General features: G+C 72.5%; 15 protein-coding genes. 10 read left to right on the top strand and 5 right to left on the bottom strand.

What is annotated here, in order from left to right:
* Positions 1-3 precede the first annotated feature (3 nt).
* The 3 genes from argJ to ACFYZA_RS31990 form a co-directional block, all read right to left on the bottom strand.
* Positions 4-1,155, bottom strand: a complete 1,152-nt coding sequence (argJ, locus tag ACFYZA_RS32000; RefSeq protein ID WP_388494238.1) for a bifunctional glutamate N-acetyltransferase/amino-acid acetyltransferase ArgJ — start codon at positions 1,153-1,155, stop codon at positions 4-6.
* Positions 1,152-2,192 carry an N-acetyl-gamma-glutamyl-phosphate reductase gene (gene argC, locus ACFYZA_RS31995; RefSeq protein WP_388494237.1) on the bottom strand — a complete coding sequence of 347 codons (1,041 nt, stop codon included), beginning with the start codon at positions 2,190-2,192 and terminating at the stop codon, positions 1,152-1,154. The genes argJ and argC overlap by 4 nt, the downstream gene beginning before the upstream one ends.
* A 156-nt stretch (positions 2,193-2,348) precedes the next feature.
* Positions 2,349-3,089, bottom strand: a complete 741-nt coding sequence (locus ACFYZA_RS31990; protein WP_388494236.1) for a DUF2470 domain-containing protein — start codon at positions 3,087-3,089, stop codon at positions 2,349-2,351.
* A 304-nt stretch (positions 3,090-3,393) separates the two neighbouring features.
* Here ACFYZA_RS31990 and ACFYZA_RS31985 point away from each other — a divergent pair, with 304 nt between their 5' ends.
* A complete protein-coding gene (locus ACFYZA_RS31985; protein ID WP_388494235.1) occupies positions 3,394-4,860 on the top strand; it encodes a DUF4157 domain-containing protein in 1,467 nt (488 codons plus the stop codon).
* A 108-nt stretch (positions 4,861-4,968) separates the two neighbouring features.
* Here ACFYZA_RS31985 and katG read toward each other — a convergent pair whose 3' ends face one another.
* Positions 4,969-7,203, bottom strand: coding sequence for a catalase/peroxidase HPI (katG, locus tag ACFYZA_RS31980; RefSeq protein WP_382590257.1), 2,235 nt, complete (start codon positions 7,201-7,203; stop codon positions 4,969-4,971).
* 584 nt (positions 7,204-7,787) lie between these two features.
* Between katG and ACFYZA_RS31975 the strand changes: the two genes are divergently transcribed.
* The 5 genes from ACFYZA_RS31975 to ACFYZA_RS31955 all read left to right on the top strand — a co-directional run bounded on the left by ACFYZA_RS31975 (position 7,788) and on the right by ACFYZA_RS31955 (position 11,087).
* Positions 7,788-8,240, top strand: coding sequence for a Fur family transcriptional regulator (locus ACFYZA_RS31975; RefSeq protein ID WP_388494234.1), 453 nt, complete (start codon positions 7,788-7,790; stop codon positions 8,238-8,240).
* A gap of 101 nt (positions 8,241-8,341) precedes the next feature.
* Positions 8,342-8,731: a cell division protein SepF gene (locus ACFYZA_RS31970; RefSeq protein ID WP_161251283.1), complete on the top strand. Its 390-nt coding sequence runs from the start codon at positions 8,342-8,344 to the stop codon at positions 8,729-8,731.
* Positions 8,732-8,923: 192 nt separating this feature from the next.
* Positions 8,924-10,090, top strand: a complete 1,167-nt coding sequence (locus tag ACFYZA_RS31965; protein WP_388494233.1) for an AAA family ATPase — start codon at positions 8,924-8,926, stop codon at positions 10,088-10,090.
* Complete coding sequence (locus ACFYZA_RS31960) at positions 10,087-10,470, top strand: nucleotide pyrophosphohydrolase (protein ID WP_382590268.1); 384 nt, start codon at positions 10,087-10,089, stop codon at positions 10,468-10,470. The genes ACFYZA_RS31965 and ACFYZA_RS31960 overlap by 4 nt, the downstream gene beginning before the upstream one ends.
* A 125-nt stretch (positions 10,471-10,595) precedes the next feature.
* A complete protein-coding gene (locus ACFYZA_RS31955) occupies positions 10,596-11,087 on the top strand; it encodes a DUF6099 family protein (protein WP_382590271.1) in 492 nt (163 codons plus the stop codon).
* A gap of 87 nt (positions 11,088-11,174) precedes the next feature.
* On the opposite strand, the gene ACFYZA_RS31950 is transcribed toward ACFYZA_RS31955, so the two are convergent.
* On the bottom strand, positions 11,175-11,498 hold the full coding sequence (locus ACFYZA_RS31950) for a hypothetical protein (RefSeq protein WP_388494232.1): 324 nt from the start codon (positions 11,496-11,498) through the stop codon (positions 11,175-11,177).
* Between the two features lie 249 nt (positions 11,499-11,747).
* On the opposite strand from ACFYZA_RS31950, the gene ACFYZA_RS31945 reads away from it, so the two are divergent.
* The 4 genes from ACFYZA_RS31945 (at position 11,748) to ACFYZA_RS31930 (ending at position 18,032) form a co-directional block, all read left to right on the top strand.
* The gene (locus tag ACFYZA_RS31945) at positions 11,748-12,677 is read left to right on the top strand and encodes an LLM class F420-dependent oxidoreductase (protein ID WP_382590277.1); all 930 of its coding nucleotides are present in this window, start codon (positions 11,748-11,750) and stop codon (positions 12,675-12,677) included.
* A 1-nt stretch (position 12,678) separates the two neighbouring features.
* Positions 12,679-13,704, top strand: coding sequence for a homocysteine S-methyltransferase (mmuM, locus tag ACFYZA_RS31940; RefSeq protein WP_388494231.1), 1,026 nt, complete (start codon positions 12,679-12,681; stop codon positions 13,702-13,704).
* A 111-nt stretch (positions 13,705-13,815) separates the two neighbouring features.
* Complete coding sequence (locus ACFYZA_RS31935; RefSeq protein ID WP_388494230.1) at positions 13,816-15,375, top strand: 3' terminal RNA ribose 2'-O-methyltransferase Hen1; 1,560 nt, start codon at positions 13,816-13,818, stop codon at positions 15,373-15,375.
* Positions 15,372-18,032: a polynucleotide kinase-phosphatase gene (locus tag ACFYZA_RS31930; protein ID WP_388494229.1), complete on the top strand. Its 2,661-nt coding sequence runs from the start codon at positions 15,372-15,374 to the stop codon at positions 18,030-18,032. The genes ACFYZA_RS31935 and ACFYZA_RS31930 overlap by 4 nt, the downstream gene beginning before the upstream one ends.
* Positions 18,033-18,055: the final 23 nt, after the last annotated feature.

Here is an 18,055-nt window from a genome sequence, read left to right as displayed (position 1 = left end):
CGCTCACGAGCTGTACGCGCTGTTCTCGTGGACGTATTCGGCCGTCAGGTCGTTGGTCCAGATGACGGCCGAGCTGTCGCCGGAGCGCAGGTCCACGGTGAGGCCGATCCGCCGGCCCGAGAGGTCGGCCTTGTCGCGGTCCTCGGCCCCGGCGCCGTCCCGGCACACCCAGACGCCGTTGATCGCCACGTCCAGGCGGTCCGGGTCGAAGGCGGCCGCCGTCGTGCCGATGGCGGACAACACCCGCCCCCAGTTGGGGTCTTCGCCGTGCAGCGCGCACTTGAGGAGGTTGTTGCGGGCCACGGAGCGGCCCACCTCGACGGCGTCCGCCTCCGAGGCCGCGCCGACGACCGTCACCTCGATCTCCTTGGACGCGCCCTCGGCGTCCGCCACCAGCTGGAGGGCCAGGTCCCGGCACACGGCGTGCACGGCCGCGGAGAGCGCCGCCGGCTCGGGCGTCACGCCCGAGGATCCCGAGGCGAGCAGCAGCACGGTGTCGTTGGTGGACATGCAGCCGTCCGAGTCCACCCGGTCGAAGGTGGTGCGCACCGCGTCGCGCAGCGCCGAGTCGAGGACACCGGCGTCGGCGTCGGCGTCCGTGGTCAGGACGACGAGCATGGTGGCGAGGCCCGGGGCGAGCATGCCCGCGCCCTTCGCCATGCCGCCCACCGTCCAGCCGTCGCCCGTGGCCACCGCGGTCTTGTGCACCGAGTCCGTCGTCTTGATCGCGACGGCCGCGTCCTGGCCGCCCTCGGCCGAAAGCCGGTCCGCGACGGCGGTGATGCCGTCCGCCACCCGGTCCATCGGCAGCCGCACACCGATCAGGCCAGTGGAACACACCGCGACGTCGTCCGGGTCCGTGCCCACGGCCCGCGCCGTCCGTTCGGCCATCAGACGGGTGTCCTCCGCGCCGCCGGGGCCCGTGCAGGCGTTCGCACCGCCGGAGTTGAGCACGACGGCGGATATCCGCCCGTCGGCGAGTGCGCGGCGGGACCAGCGCACGGGGGCGGCCTGTACGCGGTTCGAGGTGAAGACACCGGCGGCGGCGCGGGACGGCCCCCGGTTCACGACCAGGGCGAGGTCGAGGTCGCCGGAATCCTTGATGCCGGCGCTCACTCCGCCGGCGAGGAATCCCTGGGCGGCGGTCACACTCACGGAGCCACTCCATTCGTGGGCAGGCCAAGCCGTTCCGGCAGGCCGAGGGCGATATTCATGCTCTGCACCGCGCCACCGGCGGTGCCCTTCGTCAGGTTGTCGATGGCGCTCACACAGATCAGCCTGCGGGCGTCGGGGTCCACGGCGATCTGCACCTGGGCGGTGTTCGAACCGAGCACGGCGGCCGTGGACGGCCACTGGCCGGGCGGCAGCAGCCGTACGAACGGCTCGTCGGCGTACGCGTCCTCGTACGCGGCGCGCACCTCCTCCTCCCGCCCGCTCGCCGCGATGCCCGGGCGCAGCCGGGCCGAGCAGGTGGCGAGGATGCCCCGGGGCATGGGTGCCAGGGTCGGGGTGAAGGAGACCGTCACGTGCTCACCGGCCGCCAGGGACAGATTCTGGACCAGCTCCGGGGTGTGCCGGTGGCCGCCGCCGACCCCGTACGGGCTCATGGAGCCCATCACTTCGGCGCCGAGCAGGTGCGGCGCGGGCGACCGCCCGGCGCCGGAGGTCCCGCTGGCGGCGACGACGACCGCCTCGGGTTCGACGAGGGCGGCCGCGTGGGCGGGGAACAGCGCCAGGGTGACGGCGGTGGGGTAGCAGCCCGGCACCGCGATGCGCGTGGCATCCCTCAACTCGACCCGGGCGCCCGGCAGTTCGGGCAGCCCGTACGGCCAGGTCCCGGCGTGGGCGGAGCCGTAGAACCGCTCCCAGGCGGCCGGGTCGCGCAGCCGGAAGTCGGCGCCGCAGTCCACGACGAGCGTGCCGGGCGCCAACTGGGCTGCCAGGGCCCCGGACTGACCGTGGGGCAGGGCCAGGAACACGACGTCGTGGCCGTCCAGGGAGGCGGCCGAGGTGTCGAGGAGGATCCGGTCGGCGAGCTCCGTCAACTGCGGCTGTACGGAACCGAGTCGGCGGCCCGCGCTGCTGTGCGCGGTCACCGCGCCGATCTCCACCCCGGGATGCGAAGCCAGCAGGCGGAGCAGTTCCCCGCCCGCGTAGCCGCTGGCGCCGGCCACCGCGACCCGTACGGTCATGTTCGTCCATTCTCTGTGTGTGCGCGGACGCGGGAGCGCGGCAGCCCAACTCGGTAACTTAGCCAAGCCTAACCTAAATTGAGCAGGCTTATGCGGTGCGTCGGCGACCCCGGGCGTGCGGGCGCTCCTTGGCGTCGCCGGGCCGCCGGGGCCGGCTCAGCCGGTGGACCGGCTCCGCGCCGAGGGCGGGTGCCGACGGGCGCACCGGGCGGGAGCGGTGAGGAGGCGTCGGATCTGCTCGCCGGCGTCCGCCGGGTCCCGGACCGTGGCCGGGAACGGGAAGCGCAGGTCGCAGTGGCCCCGGCGGTATTCGCAGCGCAGGGTGATGCCGTGGCGGTCCAGGGCGAGCGGCGCCGTCCGCAGGACGCCGGTCGGCAGCCGGGAACCGGCGCGGACCACGAGCTCGGCCACCATGTCCCCGTGGGCGTCGGCCAGATGTGTCAGCAGGGCCGCCTCCTCGACGGCGAGCGGATCCGGCTCGGCGAGGGCGACCTCGTCGAGCCCGACGTCCAGCGTGCCCGCCGTCGTCCGCAGCGTCACGCGCGCGGTGTCGAGGCGCAGCCGCCCGCCCGGGCGGCCCCGGCCCTCCGGTGTCAGCCAGCCGGAGACCGTCACCCGGGCCCGTACGCGGTCACGGACCGCGGTCGCGGCGACGTCGGTGAACTCGAGCAGCGTCGCGAGGCTGCCGCGCGGCGCGGTGGCGACCTGCGCGGCCAGTGGGCCGTCCGCCGGCGGGTGCAGGGTGAGCCGGCCCTTCGGGTCGACCGCGTGCATGCCGAGCAGGTCGTAGCTCCGCGCCGGGGTGGTGAGGGACAGGGAGACGGCCCGCGCCAGCACGGAGCGGACGCGCTCGGCGGCGCTCAGCTCGGCCGGCCCGGCATCTGCGGCAGCACTCAAGGCAACTCCTCACGGGATCGGGCGCCGAACGCCTCGTTATTGAGGTAAGGCTAACCTAACTTGGAGGGGTGGGTGAGTCCAGGGTGACCCCGCGCCGACGTGCGGCGGCCCGTCCCGCCGCCCCGCCGCCGACGGCTGTCGCCCGGCCGGCCGTGAGGGCCCGTCGCCTTCCGCTGTCCGTCCGGGCACCACTTCCTACCCCTGAGGTCAACGCCCTCTGCCCGCGCGCCCCTTGCTTCGCGCGCCCGCCCCACATATCCAGGGAAGTTGACGATGTCAGGCCAGCAGTCGGAAGAGAGAGCCCGTGCACGATCAAGAGAAGGCCACACGGACCGGCGCCGCCGCCGGTCGTACTCCGCAGGGCGGGCGTGCGGCGAGGCCCGCCGCGCAGGTGCGGGGCGTGCTCGGCCTGCAGGCCAGTGCGGGCAACACCGCGGTCGTGCAGATGCTCCGCCAGGGCGACCACGCCTGGGCGCGGGAGGAGCACCAGCACGGCGCCGGATGCGGTCATGAGCGGGCCGAGCCGGTGCAGCGCTCCGCCGTGCACGACGTGCTGCGCGGCTCGGGGAGCCCGCTGGACGACAGCACCCGTAGCGACATGGAGGCGCGCCTGGGCGCGGACTTCTCCGATGTGCGCATCCACGACGACAGTGCCGCGAAGGCGTCCGCCGCCGAGGTCGGCGCCCGCGCCTACACCAGCGGCAACCACGTCGTCATCGGGGCGGGCGGCGGGGACAGCCACACCCTGGCCCACGAGCTGACCCATGTGATCCAGCAGCGCAAGGGCCCGGTCGCCGGCACCGACAACGGCGACGGCCTGAAGGTCTCCGATCCGTCCGACCGCTTCGAGCGCGAGGCCGAGGCGAACGCCCACCGCGTCATGTCGGCCGCCCCGGAAACCACCCAGGACGTACAGCGCGAGGTGGCGCCCGCCCCCACGACGGCCCCCCTCCCCGCCGTGCAGCGCGTCTTCGACCAGGAAAACCCGGGCAATCCCCAGAACGTCATGACGACCGAGCACTGGGAGCGCCAGGCCGGGGTCATGGGTGACGACGGCAAGGCCACCAAGGAGATGACCAAGAACAAGACCGACCTCATGGCGTCGGCCAAGAAGGCGAAGAAGGGCTACAAGGCCGACAAGCCGCGCACGATCGACGAGATCATCAAGACGGTCGGCCCGGCCCTGCTGCAGCAGCTCCAGGGCCTGCCGGAAACGTCCGGGCAGCTGGAGCTGTACCGGTCGATGAGCCTGGGCGAGGCGCAGAGCATCCTGACGTACTGGGGCACCGCCGAGGCGCGGACCGCCGTCGAGGAGTACATCCGGGGCGGCGAGGGATCGGCCAAGGACTTCCGGACCCAGGGCCTCAAGGGCATGACCGTCGGCTCCCACCTCGGCGACAGCGGGCAGGCGGACGCCTACTACGCCATGACGACGGAGAACTACCAGGTCCAGTTGCGGTTCACGCTGAAGCCCGGGGCCCACCAACTGCTGTTCAACTCGGACCACATGGCCCTGGGACCCGGCTACAAGACCGAGCTGATCCGCAAGGCCGAGGGCGGCGGCCACAAGAAGGCGAGCGCGAACGAGGGCACGCTGCCCGGCTACATCGGAGTGAAGGCCGAGGAGAACGAGCCCTACAGCATCGGCATCGCGCAGGGCGCCAACGGCAAGAACGGCCGCGAAGTCGGTCCGAGCCAGCTGCTGTTCCAGCTGTTCCTGCAGAACGTCTCGCTGGTGAAGGACAAGACGAACACCCTCGCGTCCGCATAAGAAGAGCCTGTAGACGTAAAGGGAGCCCGCAGAAAGGGGCCTGACGTAACGTCAGGCCCCGTTCAATGGTTCAGACGGCGCGCTCGGGCGCCGTGATCACAGGCGTGATCAGGCGACGTCGAACCGGTCCAGGTCCATGACCTTGGTCCACGCCGCCACGAAGTCGTGCACGAACTTCTCCTTGGCGTCGTCGCTCGCGTACACCTCGGCGACCGCGCGCAGCTCGGAGTTGGAGCCGAAGACCAGGTCCGCGCGGGTGCCCGTCCACTTGACGTCGGACGAGCCGGCCTCGCGGGCCTCGAAGGTGTTCTGGTCGGCGGACGTCGACTTCCACGTCGTGCCCAGGTCGAGCAGGTTGACGAAGAAGTCGTTGGTGAGCGTCCCCGGCCGGTCCGTGAACACGCCGTGCGCGGACTGCTGGTGGTTGGCGCCGAGCACCCGCAGACCGCCGACGAGGACGGTGAGCTCCGGGGCGCTCAGGGTCAGCAGGTTCGCCTTGTCGATCAGCAGGAACTCGGCCGGCAGCCGGTTGCCCTTGCCCAGGTAGTTGCGGAACCCGTCGGCCGTCGGCTCCAGGGCGGCGAAGGACTCCACGTCCGTCTGCTCCTGCGAGGCGTCGACCCGGCCCGGCGTGAAGGACACCTCGACGGCGACCCCGCCGTCCTTGGCCGCCTTCTCCACGCCCACCGTGCCGGCCAGCACGATCAGGTCGGCGAGGGAGACCTGCTTGCCGCCCGACTGGGCCGAGTTGAACGCCGAGCGCACGCCCTCCAGGGTCCGCAGGACCGTCGCCAGCTCGTCGGGCTCGTTGACCTCCCAGCCGCTCTGCGGCTGCAGCCGGATGCGCGCGCCGTTCGCGCCGCCGCGCTTGTCGCTGCCGCGGAACGAGGACGCCGACGCCCACGCCGTGGACACCAGCTGCGACACGCTCAGGCCCGAGGCGAGGATCCGCTCCTTGAGGGAGGCGATGTCCTGCGCGTCGATCAGGTCGTACGCGCGTGCCGGCAGCGGGTCCTGCCACAGCAGCTCCTCGGCCGGGACCTCCGGGCCGAGGTAGCGCACGACGGGGCCCATGTCGCGGTGGGTCAGCTTGTACCAGGCGCGGGCGAACGCGTCGGCGAACGCCTCGGGGTTCTCCAGGAAGCGCCGCGAGATCTGCTCGTACGCCGGGTCGACGCGCAGCGAGAGGTCGGTCGTCAGCATCGTCGGGGCGTGCTTCTTCGACGCGTCGAAGGCGTCCGGCACGGTGTCCGAGCCCGCGCCGTCCTTCGGCCGCCACTGGTGCGCGCCCGCGGGGCTCTTGAACAGCTCCCACTCGTAGCCGAAGAGGATCTCGAAGAAGCTGTTGTCCCAGGCGGTCGGCGTGTTCGTCCAGATGCCTTCCAGACCACTGGTGATCGCGTCGGCGCCCACACCGGTGCCGTGGGTGTTCTTCCAGCCGAGGCCCTGCTGCTCCAGCCCGGCGGCCTCGGGGTCGTCGCCGACGGCCTCGGAGGGGCCCGCGCCGTGGGTCTTGCCGAAGGTGTGTCCGCCGGCGATCAGCGCGACGGTCTCCTCGTCGTTCATCGCCATCCGACGGAACGTCTCGCGGATGTCGCGCGCGGCCGCGAGCGGGTCCGGGGTGCCGTTGGGTCCCTCGGGGTTGACGTAGATCAGGCCCATCTGGACCGCGCCGAGCGGGGTCTCCAGCTCACGGTCGCCGGTGTAGCGCTGGTCGTCGAGCCAGTTGGTCTCCGGGCCCCAGTACACGTCCTCGTCGGGCTCCCACACGTCCGCGCGGCCACCGCCGAAGCCGAACGTCTTGAAGCCCATCGTCTCCAGGGCGACGTTGCCCGTGAGGATCAGGAGGTCCGCCCACGAGATGCTCTGGCCGTACTTCTTCTTGACCGGCCACAGCAGCCGCCGGGCCTTGTCGAGGCTCACGTTGTCCGGCCAGCTGTTGAGCGGCGCGAACCGCTGCTGCCCGGCCCCGGCGCCGCCCCGGCCGTCACTGATCCGGTACGTGCCCGCGCTGTGCCACGCCATGCGGATCATCAGCGGGCCGTAGTTGCCGAAGTCGGCCGGCCACCAGTCCTGCGAGGAGGTGAGCACCTCGGCGATGTCCCGCTTGACCGCCGGGAGGTCGAGGGCCTTGAACGCCTCGGCGTAGTCGAACTCCCCGCCGAGCGGGTTCGACACGGCCGGGTTCTTGGCGAGGATCTTCAGGTTCAGCCGCTCCGGCCACCACTGGCGGTTTCCGCCGCCCTGGGTCGGGTGCGGGGCGCGCTCGTGCGCGACAGGGCAGCCGCCGCCTGAGCCGTCCGTCTTGGCGTCGGTGACGATTGCATCGGGGTTCTCGGACATGGCAATCCTTCTTGACTCGGTGGATCACGGTGCTGAGGAACTGCGGGCGGTGAATCGGCCGCGGCGCGCCCCGCCGGATGTCCACGGCCTCGTTACGGACTCGGGGCCGGGATGGTCAAGTAGCGGGCCGCGCACACGACTTGGCAGGACAATACGGCCCACGCGATCACACGCCCCGGAAGGCGGCGCGGTGACGGCGCGGTGGCTGCCCGCCCGGGTGACCGCCGGCGGCGCGGCACGCGGGCACGGGCCGGCACCCGGCACCTTCGCGGCGGCGATCCCCCATGACGTCTGTGTCTCCCGGGTGGGTTGAGTCCTGTTGCGGGTGGGACCGGTCTCGTCCGGCCCCTGGGCTGTCGGCGTCATCGATCCTACGATGGACCTAATCCAAGTCAAGAAGTACACCAATCCCGTATCCCTTCGGGCCCCCGCCCCGGATCCGGCCGGACCGCGAGACCTCCGGGCGCGGGCGCGGGCCCGGGCTCGGACCCGGGAGGAAACCCCCGACGGGTCCCCAACGCGGACGCCCACTGGCACACTTCGCGTAACGCATGGATCCCTGAACCGTGGACAGGTGAACCGGTATGAGTGACCTGCTCGAACGGCTGCGAGGGCGCGGCTGGCGGATGACCTCCCAGCGGCGCGTCGTCGCGGAGGTCCTGTCCGGCGACCACGTCCACCTGACCGCCGACGAAGTGCACGGCCGCGCGGCCGAGCGGCTCCCCGAGATCTCCCGGGCGACCGTCTACAACACGCTGGGCGAACTCGTCTCCCTCGGCGAGGTCCTGGAGGTCTCCACCGACGGCCGGGCCAAGCGCTACGACCCCAACGCCCACCACCCCCACCAGCACCTGGTCTGCTCCCACTGCGGCACCATCCGCGACGTCCACCCCCAGGGCGACCCGCTCGACGACCTCCCGGCCGGCGAGCGCTTCGGCTTCACGCTGGCCCGCGCCGAGGTCACCTACCGCGGACTGTGCCCGTCCTGCGCGCCGGGACCGGCCGCCGGAGAGGAAGACGTCGCCCGCCGGAAATGAGTCATAGCCGACACCCCGCGAGCCGTGTCGAAGTTGGGCTGAACGGGTGAGCGGCGTCATCATGGCCGGATGCAAATACAGCACGTGGGCGAGGTGGTCCGGTGAGCAGGTACGACGTCACCGACGAACAGTGGGAGGGGCTCGCCCAGGTCGTGCCGCTGCGCGGCCGCAACGAGTGGCCGTCCAGAGCCGACCACACCACGATCCCCGGCGACTACGCGACCGTCGAACAGCGGCGCTTCGTCGTCCTGCGCGTACAGATCTTCGCGGACGCGCGTGAAGTGGCCGAATACCTCATCGCCCAGATCCCGGTCCTCCTCGACCTGACCGGCGCCGACCCCGAAGTCGCCAAGCGGATCCTCGACTTCAGCACCGGAGTCGTCTTCGGCCTCGGCAGCGGAATGCACCGCGTCGACCGCAACGTCTTCCTGCTCGCCCCGGCCGGCACCGAAGTGGAAGGCATCGCCGCGGCGGCCGTCCCGCACCCCTGACGGCCCCGGCGCCGTCCCGCACCCCCGACCGCGCCGGGCCCCGCCCCGCCCGCTCCATCGCCCACGGGCCCGTCCCGTCCGCTCCACCGCCCCGCCCAGGACCGTCCCGCAGCGCTGTGCCGTCCCTCATTCGTAGGAAGGTCGACGAGGCGGAACGGTTCGTCAGTTTTCGGGCTGCGTACGGTCCCCGTCATGACCACCGCGACCACCAACAGTGACCGGACCGGCCGCCCCGATCGACCCACCGTCACCGAATTACGGCTCTCCGCCTTCCGCACCCACCGCGGCGCGGCCATCCCGCTCGGCCCCCTCACCCTGCTCACCGGGCCCAGCGGCAGCGGCAAGACCAGCGTCCTGGAGGCGTTCGAAGCCCTCGCCCGGCTCGGCTCCGGCGCGGCCCTCGGCTCGGTCTTCCGCGACCCCGCCGGCTGCGTGCCCGAACGCGCCGAGGCCGACGCCCAGGGCCGGCGCGGATTCAGGATCGGCTGCACGGTCGACGGCCCCGCCGGACCCGTCCGCCTCGACCTCGCCGTGCAGGCCGAACCGGAACTCCGCGTCGTCGGCGAACGTTTGACGAGCGAAGGACAGACCCTCCTCAGCACCGCACTGCGCGACCCGGGCCGCTCCACCGTCCAGGCGGCCTGGCACACCGCGGGCGCCGTCCCCGTCACGCGCGCCCCGCTGCCCGACGACCGGCTTGGCACCGCGCTGCTGCCGCTGCGCGTCGCGGGCAAGACCGAAGGACAGCTGCGCGTCCTGGCCGCCGCCGAACAGGTCGTCGTCGCCCTCCGCTCGGTCTTCCCCTGCGACCCCCAGCCCCAGCGGATGCGCGAACCCGTCGTCCCCGCCCAGGGCGGCAGCGGCGGCCGGCTGCGGCGCGGCTGCGACAACCTCGCCGACATCCTGCGGCGCACCCGCACCGAATGCGGCATCCGCCACGGCCGCCTCGTCGCCGCCGCCCGGGCCGGCTGCGTCGGCCCCGTCACCGGCCTGACCACCGAAGAACTCGCCGACGGCACGGTACGGGCCGTCCTCGCCCGTGGCGCCGCCCGGCACGGCACCCCCGTCGGCCGGCTCGGCGAGGGCGAACTGCGCTACCTCGCCCTGGCCCTCGTGCTGCTCACCGGACCCGGGGTCCTCGCCGTCGACACCGTCGCCGAAGTGCCGCCCGCCATGCAGACCCTGACCGTCCTCGCCGACGGCCTCGACCGCGCGCTCGACCCGCGCCAGAGCCGCGAACTCATCGCGCTGGCCGCCGAGATGTGCGCCCGCGGCCACATCCGGCTGCTCGCCGCCGTCGGCGACGGCGTGAGCGCCCCGCAGGCCCCCGGGGCGACGGTGGTAGACCTGGGGCCGTGAAAGACCGACTCGACGTACCGGCCCTGCAACGCAGACTCGCGGCCTTCGCCGCCGCCCGCGACTGGCAGCAGTACCACACCCCCAAGAACCTCGCCGCCGCCCTCAGCGTCGAAGCCTCCGAACTGCTCGAGATCTTCCAGTGGTTGACCCCCGAGCAGTCGGCCGGGGTAATGGCCGACCCGGACACGGCCCACCGCGTCACCGACGAGGTCGCCGACGTCCTCGCCTACCTGCTCCAGCTGTGCGAGGTGCTCGGCATCGACGCGCTGTCCGCGCTCTCCGCCAAGATCGACCGCAATGAACTCCGTTTCCCCGCCCCGGAACCGCCGAGGGCACCGAACAACGCGCCGACGAACACGGAGAGTCACTCTTCTGAGTGACCGAGATACTCACAATCGGCTTGCTGTGCACAGATTTCCGATTTCCTCTGGCTTTCCGGGCCACTCACGCTCACGCTAGGTAGTGGACGCGAAGCTCGGGTCCACCATACGAACGGGGAAAGCGGATGGATGCGGTACGGCTCCTGAAAGTCAGCCAAAACGCCCTGGCCCAGAGCCGGGCGGTGCTCGACATCGTGGCCGAGGCCTGGCAGGCACAAGCCCTCGCCCAGGCCATCGGCGGCCACCTCGCGGCCACCGGCCCGCCGGAACTGAGGGGAGAGGCCCGAGGCCTCGGCGAAGCCGGCAGCCGGGGCTGCGCCGTCCTCGACCACCCGGGCCTGCGACACGACGGCGTCCGCGCCGCCCAGCTGTCCGAAGTGACCGACGCCGCAAGCGCGTTGACCTCACTCGGCGCCCTGCTCGGCGATGTCGCCATGGCACTCGTCTCCGTGGCCTGCGCGACGGACGAGGAGGGGCTGTACTGGCAGTGCATAGAGGCCATCGACGCCGCCGACGAATCGAGCGACCGGGTGCGCGGAATGCTGCGCCGGCTCACCTTACGAGACCGGGACAGATCCCCCGAGGTGCTCCGCGACTCGGCCACCGGGCCTCCCTGACGCGGGGCCGAGCACGGGCCCGGCCGACGGGCGCTGCCACCCCGCCGGACCGCTGACCGCCCGAGGGGCACCCCGGGCCCGGCTCTCCTAGCGGCTCTCGCCCTCGCGCTGCTCGCGCTCCTCGGTCCCGTACGCCTGCCGCGATGCGCCGGAGCGGGAGCCGGAGTCGGAGCCGTCGTGGGAGGGGGAGGCGGAGTGGGAGTCGTCGTTGGAGTCGGAGCCTGTCTCGGACGACGTGCGGTCGGCGGTGGACTGCAGGTCCGCGTCGAGCTGGGTCAGATCCGCGCTCAGCGCCGCCATCAGCTCTTCCATCTGCTGCAACAGCCCCTTCGGCGCGCCCTCCCGCCCGGATGCGGACTGCGGCGCCGACTGCTGCGGCACCGTCTGTTCGGGTACGGCTTCCTGGGACATGGCGGCCTCCTCGGCCCGGGCCCTCCCGCGGGGCGGGCGGGGCGGAGAATCGGTCGACGCACCGGCCAAGGCCGCCGACACGCGGGCCGGGCGGTCCGGCTCCGCCCGAGCCAACGACCGCTCGGCGTTAACGTCACTGGTCAGAGGGGGCGCGACGGGCCAGGGCGGCGAATATTCACCCGACCGGGCATTCGTTGGGCGGGTGGCGCAGACGGGGTTGACGACGGTCCGACGGTGCAGGATGGAGGCATGGATCTTCGCATCTTCACCGAGCCCCAGCAGGGCGCCGGCTACGACACCCTCCTGACCGTCGCCAAGGCGACCGAAGACCTCGGCTTCGACGCCTTCTTCCGCTCCGACCACTACCTCCGCATGGGAACGGCCGACGGACTCCCGGGACCGACCGACGCCTGGATCACCCTGGCCGGCCTCGCCCGCGAGACCAAGCGGATCCGCCTCGGCACCCTCATGACGGCCGGCACCTTCCGGCTGCCGGGCGTGCTCGCCATCCAGGTCGCCCAGGTCGACCAGATGTCGGGCGGCCGGGTCGAACTCGGCCTGGGCGCAGGGTGGTTCGAGGAGGAGCACAAGGCGTACGGCATCCCCTTCCCCAAGGAGAAGTTCGCCCGGCTGGAGGAGCAGCTGGCCATCGTCACCGGACTCTGGTCCACCGAAGTGGGCCGCACCTTCGACTTCAACGGCACCTACTACCAGCTCAGCGACTCGCCCGCACTGCCCAAGCCCGCACAGACCAAGGTGCCCGTCCTGATCGGCGGACACGGGGCGACCCGCACACCGCGCCTCGCGGCGCAGTACGCGGACGAGTTCAACATCCCGTTCGCCTCCATCGAGGACAGCGAACGGCAGTTCACCAGGGTGCGGGCGGCCGCCGAGGCCGCCGGGCGCCGGGCGGACGACCTCGTGTACTCCAACGCGCTGGTCGTCTGCGTCGGCAAGGACGACGCGGAGGTGGCCCGCCGGGCCGCCGCCATCGGACGGGAGGTGGAGGAACTCAAGGCCAACGGACTCGCGGGCTCGCCCGCCGAGGTCGTGGAGAAGATCGGCAAGTACGAGGCGACCGGCTCGTCCCGCATCTACCTCCAGCTGCTCGACCTCGACGACCTGGACCACCTGGAGCTGATCTCCTCGCAGGTGCTGCCGCAGCTGACCAAGGCCTGAGGTGCGGCCCGCCCGGACACTCGCAGCGGCCCTCGCCGAGGGGCCGGTCGTCCTCGACGGTGGACTCTCCAACCAACTGGAGTCCCAGGGCTGCGACTTGAGCGACGAGCTGTGGTCGGCCCGGCTGCTCGCCGACGACCCGCGGCAGATCCAGGCCGCGCACACGGCCTACGTACGGGCGGGCGCCCAGGTCCTGACCACGGCCGGCTACCAGGCGACCTACGAGGGCTTCGCCCGGCGCGGGCTGAACCACGCCGAAGCCGCCCGGCTACTGACCAGCAGCGTCGAACTGGCGCGCCGGGCAGGGGAGTTGGGCGCGGGAGGACTGCCGTCGTCCGACTACGGGGGCGTGGGAGGAGTGCTGTCGTCCGACGGCGGGGGCGCGGGGAGAGGGGTGGGGTGGGGGAGGGGGGAGGGGGAGGCCCCCCAGCCCCCCGAGTTCTGGGTCGCCGCCTCCGTCGGCCCCTACGGTGCCTTCCTCGCCGACGGCAGCGAGTACCGGGGGCGTTATGGGCTGAGCGTGCGGGAGTTGGAGCGGTTCCATCGGCCGCGCGTCGAGACGCTGGTGGCGGCGGAGCCCGATGTGCTGGCCCTGGAAACGGTGCCGGACGCCGACGAGGCGGAGGCGATGTTGCGGGTGGTCGAGGGGTGCGGGGTGCCGGTGTGGCTCTCGTACAGCGTCGACGGCGGGCGGACCCGGGCCGGTCAGGATCTGGCCGGGGCGTTCGGGCTGGTGGCGGGGCTGGACCAGGTGGTCGCGGTCGGGGTGAACTGCTGTACCCCCGCCGATGCCGACCGGGCGGTACCGCTCGCGGCGTCGGTCACCGGCAAGCCGGTGGTGGTCTACCCGAACAGTGGCGAGCGGTGGGATGCGGAGGGCCGCCGCTGGGCGGGCGGTGCGACGTTCGACGCGGGGCGCGTGGGGGACTGGGTGGCGTCGGGGGCGCGGCTCGTCGGCGGGTGCTGCCGGGTGGGGCCGGCGGAGATCGCCCGGTTGGCGGCCCAGGTGCGCGGGGCGGCGGCGTAGAGCTGCCCAGTATGCCGGGTCCGGCCGGCGGCCTCACCGGGCTCACCGGTCCGCGCCGCGCCGGGGAAAAACCGCTGGTGGGCGGGGCGGCGGCCGCGTGATACTCGCGGGGTGTTCCTGACGATAACCACCACCGGCACCCCTGAAAGCCCTGCGACCGACCTCGGTTTCCTGCTGCACAAGCATCCCGACAACGCGCAGCGCTTCTCCACCTCCCACGGCACGGCGCACGTCTTCTACCCCGAGGCGACCGTCGAGCGCTGCACGGCCGCGCTGCTCCTGGAGGTGGATCCCGTCGCCCTCGTGCGACGGGGACAGGGCAAGGGCCGGGGCGGTGCACCTGACGCGGCGCTCGCGCAGTACGTCAACGACCGCCCGTACGCGGCGTCTTCGCTGATGTCCGTCGCGTTGTCCAGCGTCTTCAAGAGCGCGCTGCGCGGGGTGTGTGCCGCGCTGCCGGAGCGGGCGGCGGCGCCTCTGCCGCTGCGCGTCGAGGTGCCCGCGCTGCCGGCTCGGGGCGGTGTGGAGCTGGTGCACAAGCTGTTCGGGCCGCTCGGCTGGAGCTCGGTGAGTGCCGAGCCGGTCGTCCTCGACGCGCGGTTCCCGGAGTGGGGTGACTCGCGTTATGTGCGCCTCGTCCTTGAGGGCGAGCTCCGACTGGCGCACGCGCTGCGGCAGTTGTACGTGCTGCTGCCCGTACTCGACGACGCCAAGCACTACTGGGTCGCGCCGGACGAGGTGGACAAGCTGCTGCGCGCGGGGGACGGCTGGCTGGCCGAACACCCCGAGCAGAAGCTGATCACCAGCCGTTATCTGTCGCGGCGCCGGGGCCTGGCCCGGCAGGCGATGGAACGTCTGGAGCTGGTGCGGCTCGCGGAAGCCGACGGCCTGGACGTCGAGGAGATCGACAACGCCGTCGACGAGCACAGCGACACGGCCGAGAAGCCGGTGCCGCTCGCCGCCCAGCGGCGGGCCGCGATCCTTACGGCACTGGGGTCGGCCGGGGTGAGCCGGGTGCTCGATCTCGGCTGCGGTCAGGGGCAGTTGGTGCAGGAGCTCCTCAAGGACGCGCGCTTCACCGAAGTCGTCGGCGTCGACGTCTCCGTGCGCGCGCTGACCGTGGCCGCGCGGCGGCTCCGCATCGACCGTATGACGGAGCGTCAGTCGGGGCGCGTGGCGCTGACGCAGGGCTCGTTGGCGTACACGGACAAGCGGCTCAAGGGGTACGACGCGGCGGTGCTCAGCGAGGTGATCGAGCACGTGGACCTGCCGAGGCTGCCGGCCCTGGAGTACGCCGTGTTCGGCTCGGCCCGGCCGCGCACGGTGATCGTGACGACGCCCAATGTCGAGTACAACGTCCGCTGGGAGACGCTGCCCGCCGGACACGTACGCCACGGGGACCACCGGTTCGAGTGGAGTCGCGCCGAGTTCGCGGCGTGGGCGCGCGAGGTGGCCGAACGGCACGGCTACGGCGTCGAGTTCGGGCCCGTCGGCCCGGACGACCCGAAGGTGGGCCCGCCGACCCAGATGGCGGTGTTCACCCTGATCGCCACGGACCCCGAGCACGCCACCAACCCCGCGACGAACCGCACCGCAGCCACCCAGACCGGCCGGACAGCCCCGACCACCCCGACCACCCAGACCGCGCCGAAGGAGGCGACAGCAGCATGAGTTCCGAGACCGAGACCGAGAGCGAATCCGAGACCGCCCCCGGCAACGGCACCACCTACGGCACCGGCACCGCCACCGAGGCAAGTACCCAGGCCCCGGCCACCCCCGCCGCCGCATCCACCCCGGCCGCCACGCCCCGTACCCTCCCCGTCACCGATCTCTCGCTCGTCGTCCTCGTCGGGGCCACCGGATCGGGCAAGTCGACCTTCGCGCGGCGGCACTTCAAGCCGACCGAGGTCATCTCCTCCGACTTCTGCCGGGGGCTCGTCGCCGACGACGAGAACGACCAGGGGGCCAGCCGGGATGCCTTCGACGTGCTCCACTACATCGCCGGGAAGCGGCTCGCGGCGGGCCGGCTGACCGTGGTCGACGCCACGAACGTGCAGCCCGAGAGCCGTAAGCACCTGGTGCGCCTGGCCCGAGAGCACGACGTGCTGCCGATCGCGATCGTCCTGGATCTGCCGGAGGACGTCTGCGCCGAGCGGAACGCGAAGCGTCCCGACCGGGCGGGGATGCCCCGCCATGTGATCGGCCGGCACCGGCGTGAACTGCGGCGCGGACTGAGGGGGTTGGAGCGCGAGGGTTTCCGCAAGGTGCACGTCCTGCGGAGCGTGGAGGAGGTGGAGAGCGCCGAGATCGCCATCGAGCGGCGCTACAACGACCTCACCCACCTCACGGGCCCCTTCGACATCATCGGCGACATCCACGGCTGCCGGTCCGAACTGGACACCCTGCTGGGCAAGTTGGGCTACGTCGACGGTGTTCACCCCGAGGGCCGCACCGCGGTGTTCGTGGGAGACCTCGTCGACCGGGGGCCCGACAGCCCCGGGGTGCTGCGCCGGGTGATGCGCATGGTCGCCGGAGGCAGCGCGCTCTGCGTGCCCGGGAACCACGAGAACAAGCTCGGGCGTTACCTGAAGGGACGCAACGTCCAGCACACGCACGGCCTCGCGGAGACCATCGCGCAGCTGGAGAAGGAGGACGAGGGCTTCAAAGCGCAGGTGGGGGAGTTCATCGACGGGCTCGTCAGCCACTATGTGCTCGACGGCGGCAGGCTCGTCGTCTGTCACGCGGGTCTGCCCGAGAAGTACCACGGACGCACCTCGGGCCGGGTCCGTTCGCACGCGCTGTACGGGGACACGACCGGCGAGACCGACGAGTTCGGGCTGCCGGTGCGCTACCCGTGGGCCGAGGACTACCGGGGACGTGCGGCGGTCGTCTACGGACACACTCCCGTGCCGAACACCTCGTGGATCAACAACACCATCTGTCTGGACACGGGTGCCGTGTTCGGCGGGAAGATGACCGCCCTGCGCTGGCCGGAGCGCGAGCTCGTCGACGTACCGGCGGAGCGGGTCTGGTACGAGCCGGCCAGGCCGCTGGTCACCGAGGCGCCCGGCGGGCACGAGGGCCGGCCGCTCGACCTGGCCGATGTGCACGGGCGGCGGGTCGTCGAGACCCGGCTGATGGGCAAGGTCGCGGTGCGCGAGGAGAACGCGGCGGCGGCCCTGGAGGTCATGAGCCGGTTCGCGGTCGACCCGAGGCTGCTCGCCTACCTTCCGCCGACGATGTCGCCGACCGCGACCTCCGGTGCGGACGGCTATCTGGAGCACCCGGCGGAGGCGTTCGCGCAGTACGCGAAGGACGGTGTCGCGCGGGTCGTGTGCGAGGAGAAGCACATGGGTTCGCGGGCGGTGGCCCTGGTGTGCCGTGACGCGGAGGCGGCGCGTGAGCGGTTCGGGGTGGGGGGTCCGACGGGGGCGCTGCACACTCGTACCGGACGGCCGTTCTTCGACGACGCGGCCGTCACCGAGGAGATCCTCCAGCGGCTCCGGTCGGCGGTGTCCGGGGCCGGGCTCTGGGACGAACTCGGCACGGACTGGCTGCTGTTGGACGCGGAGCTGATGCCGTGGTCGCTGAAGGCGTCGGGGCTGCTGCGCTCGCAGTACGCGGCGGTCGGCGCGTCGTCCGGGGCCGCTCTTCCGGCCGCGCTGCGCGCCCTTGAGGCGGCGTCGGGCCGGGGCGTCGAGGTGGCGGGGCTGGTGGAGCGGCAGCGGGAGCGGGCCGCCGACGCGGCCGCGTTCACGGAGGCCTACCGGCGCTACTGCTGGACGACCGAGGGGCTCGACGGGGTGCGTCTGGCGCCGTTCCAGATCCTGGCCGCGCGCGGGCGCAGCCTGGCCGCCGTGCCGCACGACGAGCAACTTGCCTGGCTGGACCGGCTGGTGGAGCACGACCGGACGGGGCTGCTCCAGTCGACCCGGCGCCTCGTGGTCGACACCGGCGACGAGGCATCGGTGCGGGCCGGTGTCGACTGGTGGCTGGAGCTGACCGGCGCGGGCGGCGAGGGCATGGTCGTCAAGCCGCTCCAGGCGCTGGCCCGGGACGGCGGGGGGCGCCTGGTACAGCCGGGCATCAAGGTGCGCGGCCGGGAGTACCTGCGGATCATCTACGGTCCCGAGTACACCCGCCCGGACAATCTGGAGCGGCTGCGGCAGCGCTTCCTCGGGCACAAGCGGTCGCTGGCCCTGCGCGAGTACGCGCTCGGCCTGGAGGCGCTCGACCGGCTCGCCGACGGTGAGCCGCTGTGGCGGGTGCACGAGGCGGTGTTCGCCGTCCTCGCCCTGGAGTCGGAGCCGGTCGACCCCCGGCTGTGAGGGAGCGGCGGGCCGTTTCGGCG

Origin of the sequence: Streptomyces sp. NPDC001828 (genome assembly GCF_042892175.1) — a bacterium.
Lineage (GTDB): Bacteria > Actinomycetota > Actinomycetes > Streptomycetales > Streptomycetaceae > Streptomyces.
This window is presented reverse-complemented; position numbering and strand designations above follow the sequence as displayed.

Excerpts from the sequence above, each read along its gene's own strand:
- ACFYZA_RS31965 (WP_388494233.1), top strand. The coding sequence starts at position 8,924 with ATGACCACCGCGACCACCAACAGTGACCGGACCGGCCGCCCCGATCGA.
- ACFYZA_RS31950 (WP_388494232.1), bottom strand. The coding sequence starts at position 11,498 with ATGTCCCAGGAAGCCGTACCCGAACAGACGGTGCCGCAGCAGTCGGCG.
- ACFYZA_RS31945 (WP_382590277.1), top strand. The coding sequence starts at position 11,748 with ATGGATCTTCGCATCTTCACCGAGCCCCAGCAGGGCGCCGGCTACGAC.
- katG (WP_382590257.1), bottom strand. The coding sequence starts at position 7,203 with ATGTCCGAGAACCCCGATGCAATCGTCACCGACGCCAAGACGGACGGC.
- ACFYZA_RS31955 (WP_382590271.1), top strand. The coding sequence starts at position 10,596 with ATGGATGCGGTACGGCTCCTGAAAGTCAGCCAAAACGCCCTGGCCCAG.
- argC (WP_388494237.1), bottom strand. The coding sequence starts at position 2,192 with ATGACCGTACGGGTCGCGGTGGCCGGCGCCAGCGGCTACGCGGGCGGG.
- ACFYZA_RS31975 (WP_388494234.1), top strand. The coding sequence starts at position 7,788 with ATGAGTGACCTGCTCGAACGGCTGCGAGGGCGCGGCTGGCGGATGACC.
- ACFYZA_RS31930 (WP_388494229.1), top strand. The coding sequence starts at position 15,372 with ATGAGTTCCGAGACCGAGACCGAGAGCGAATCCGAGACCGCCCCCGGC.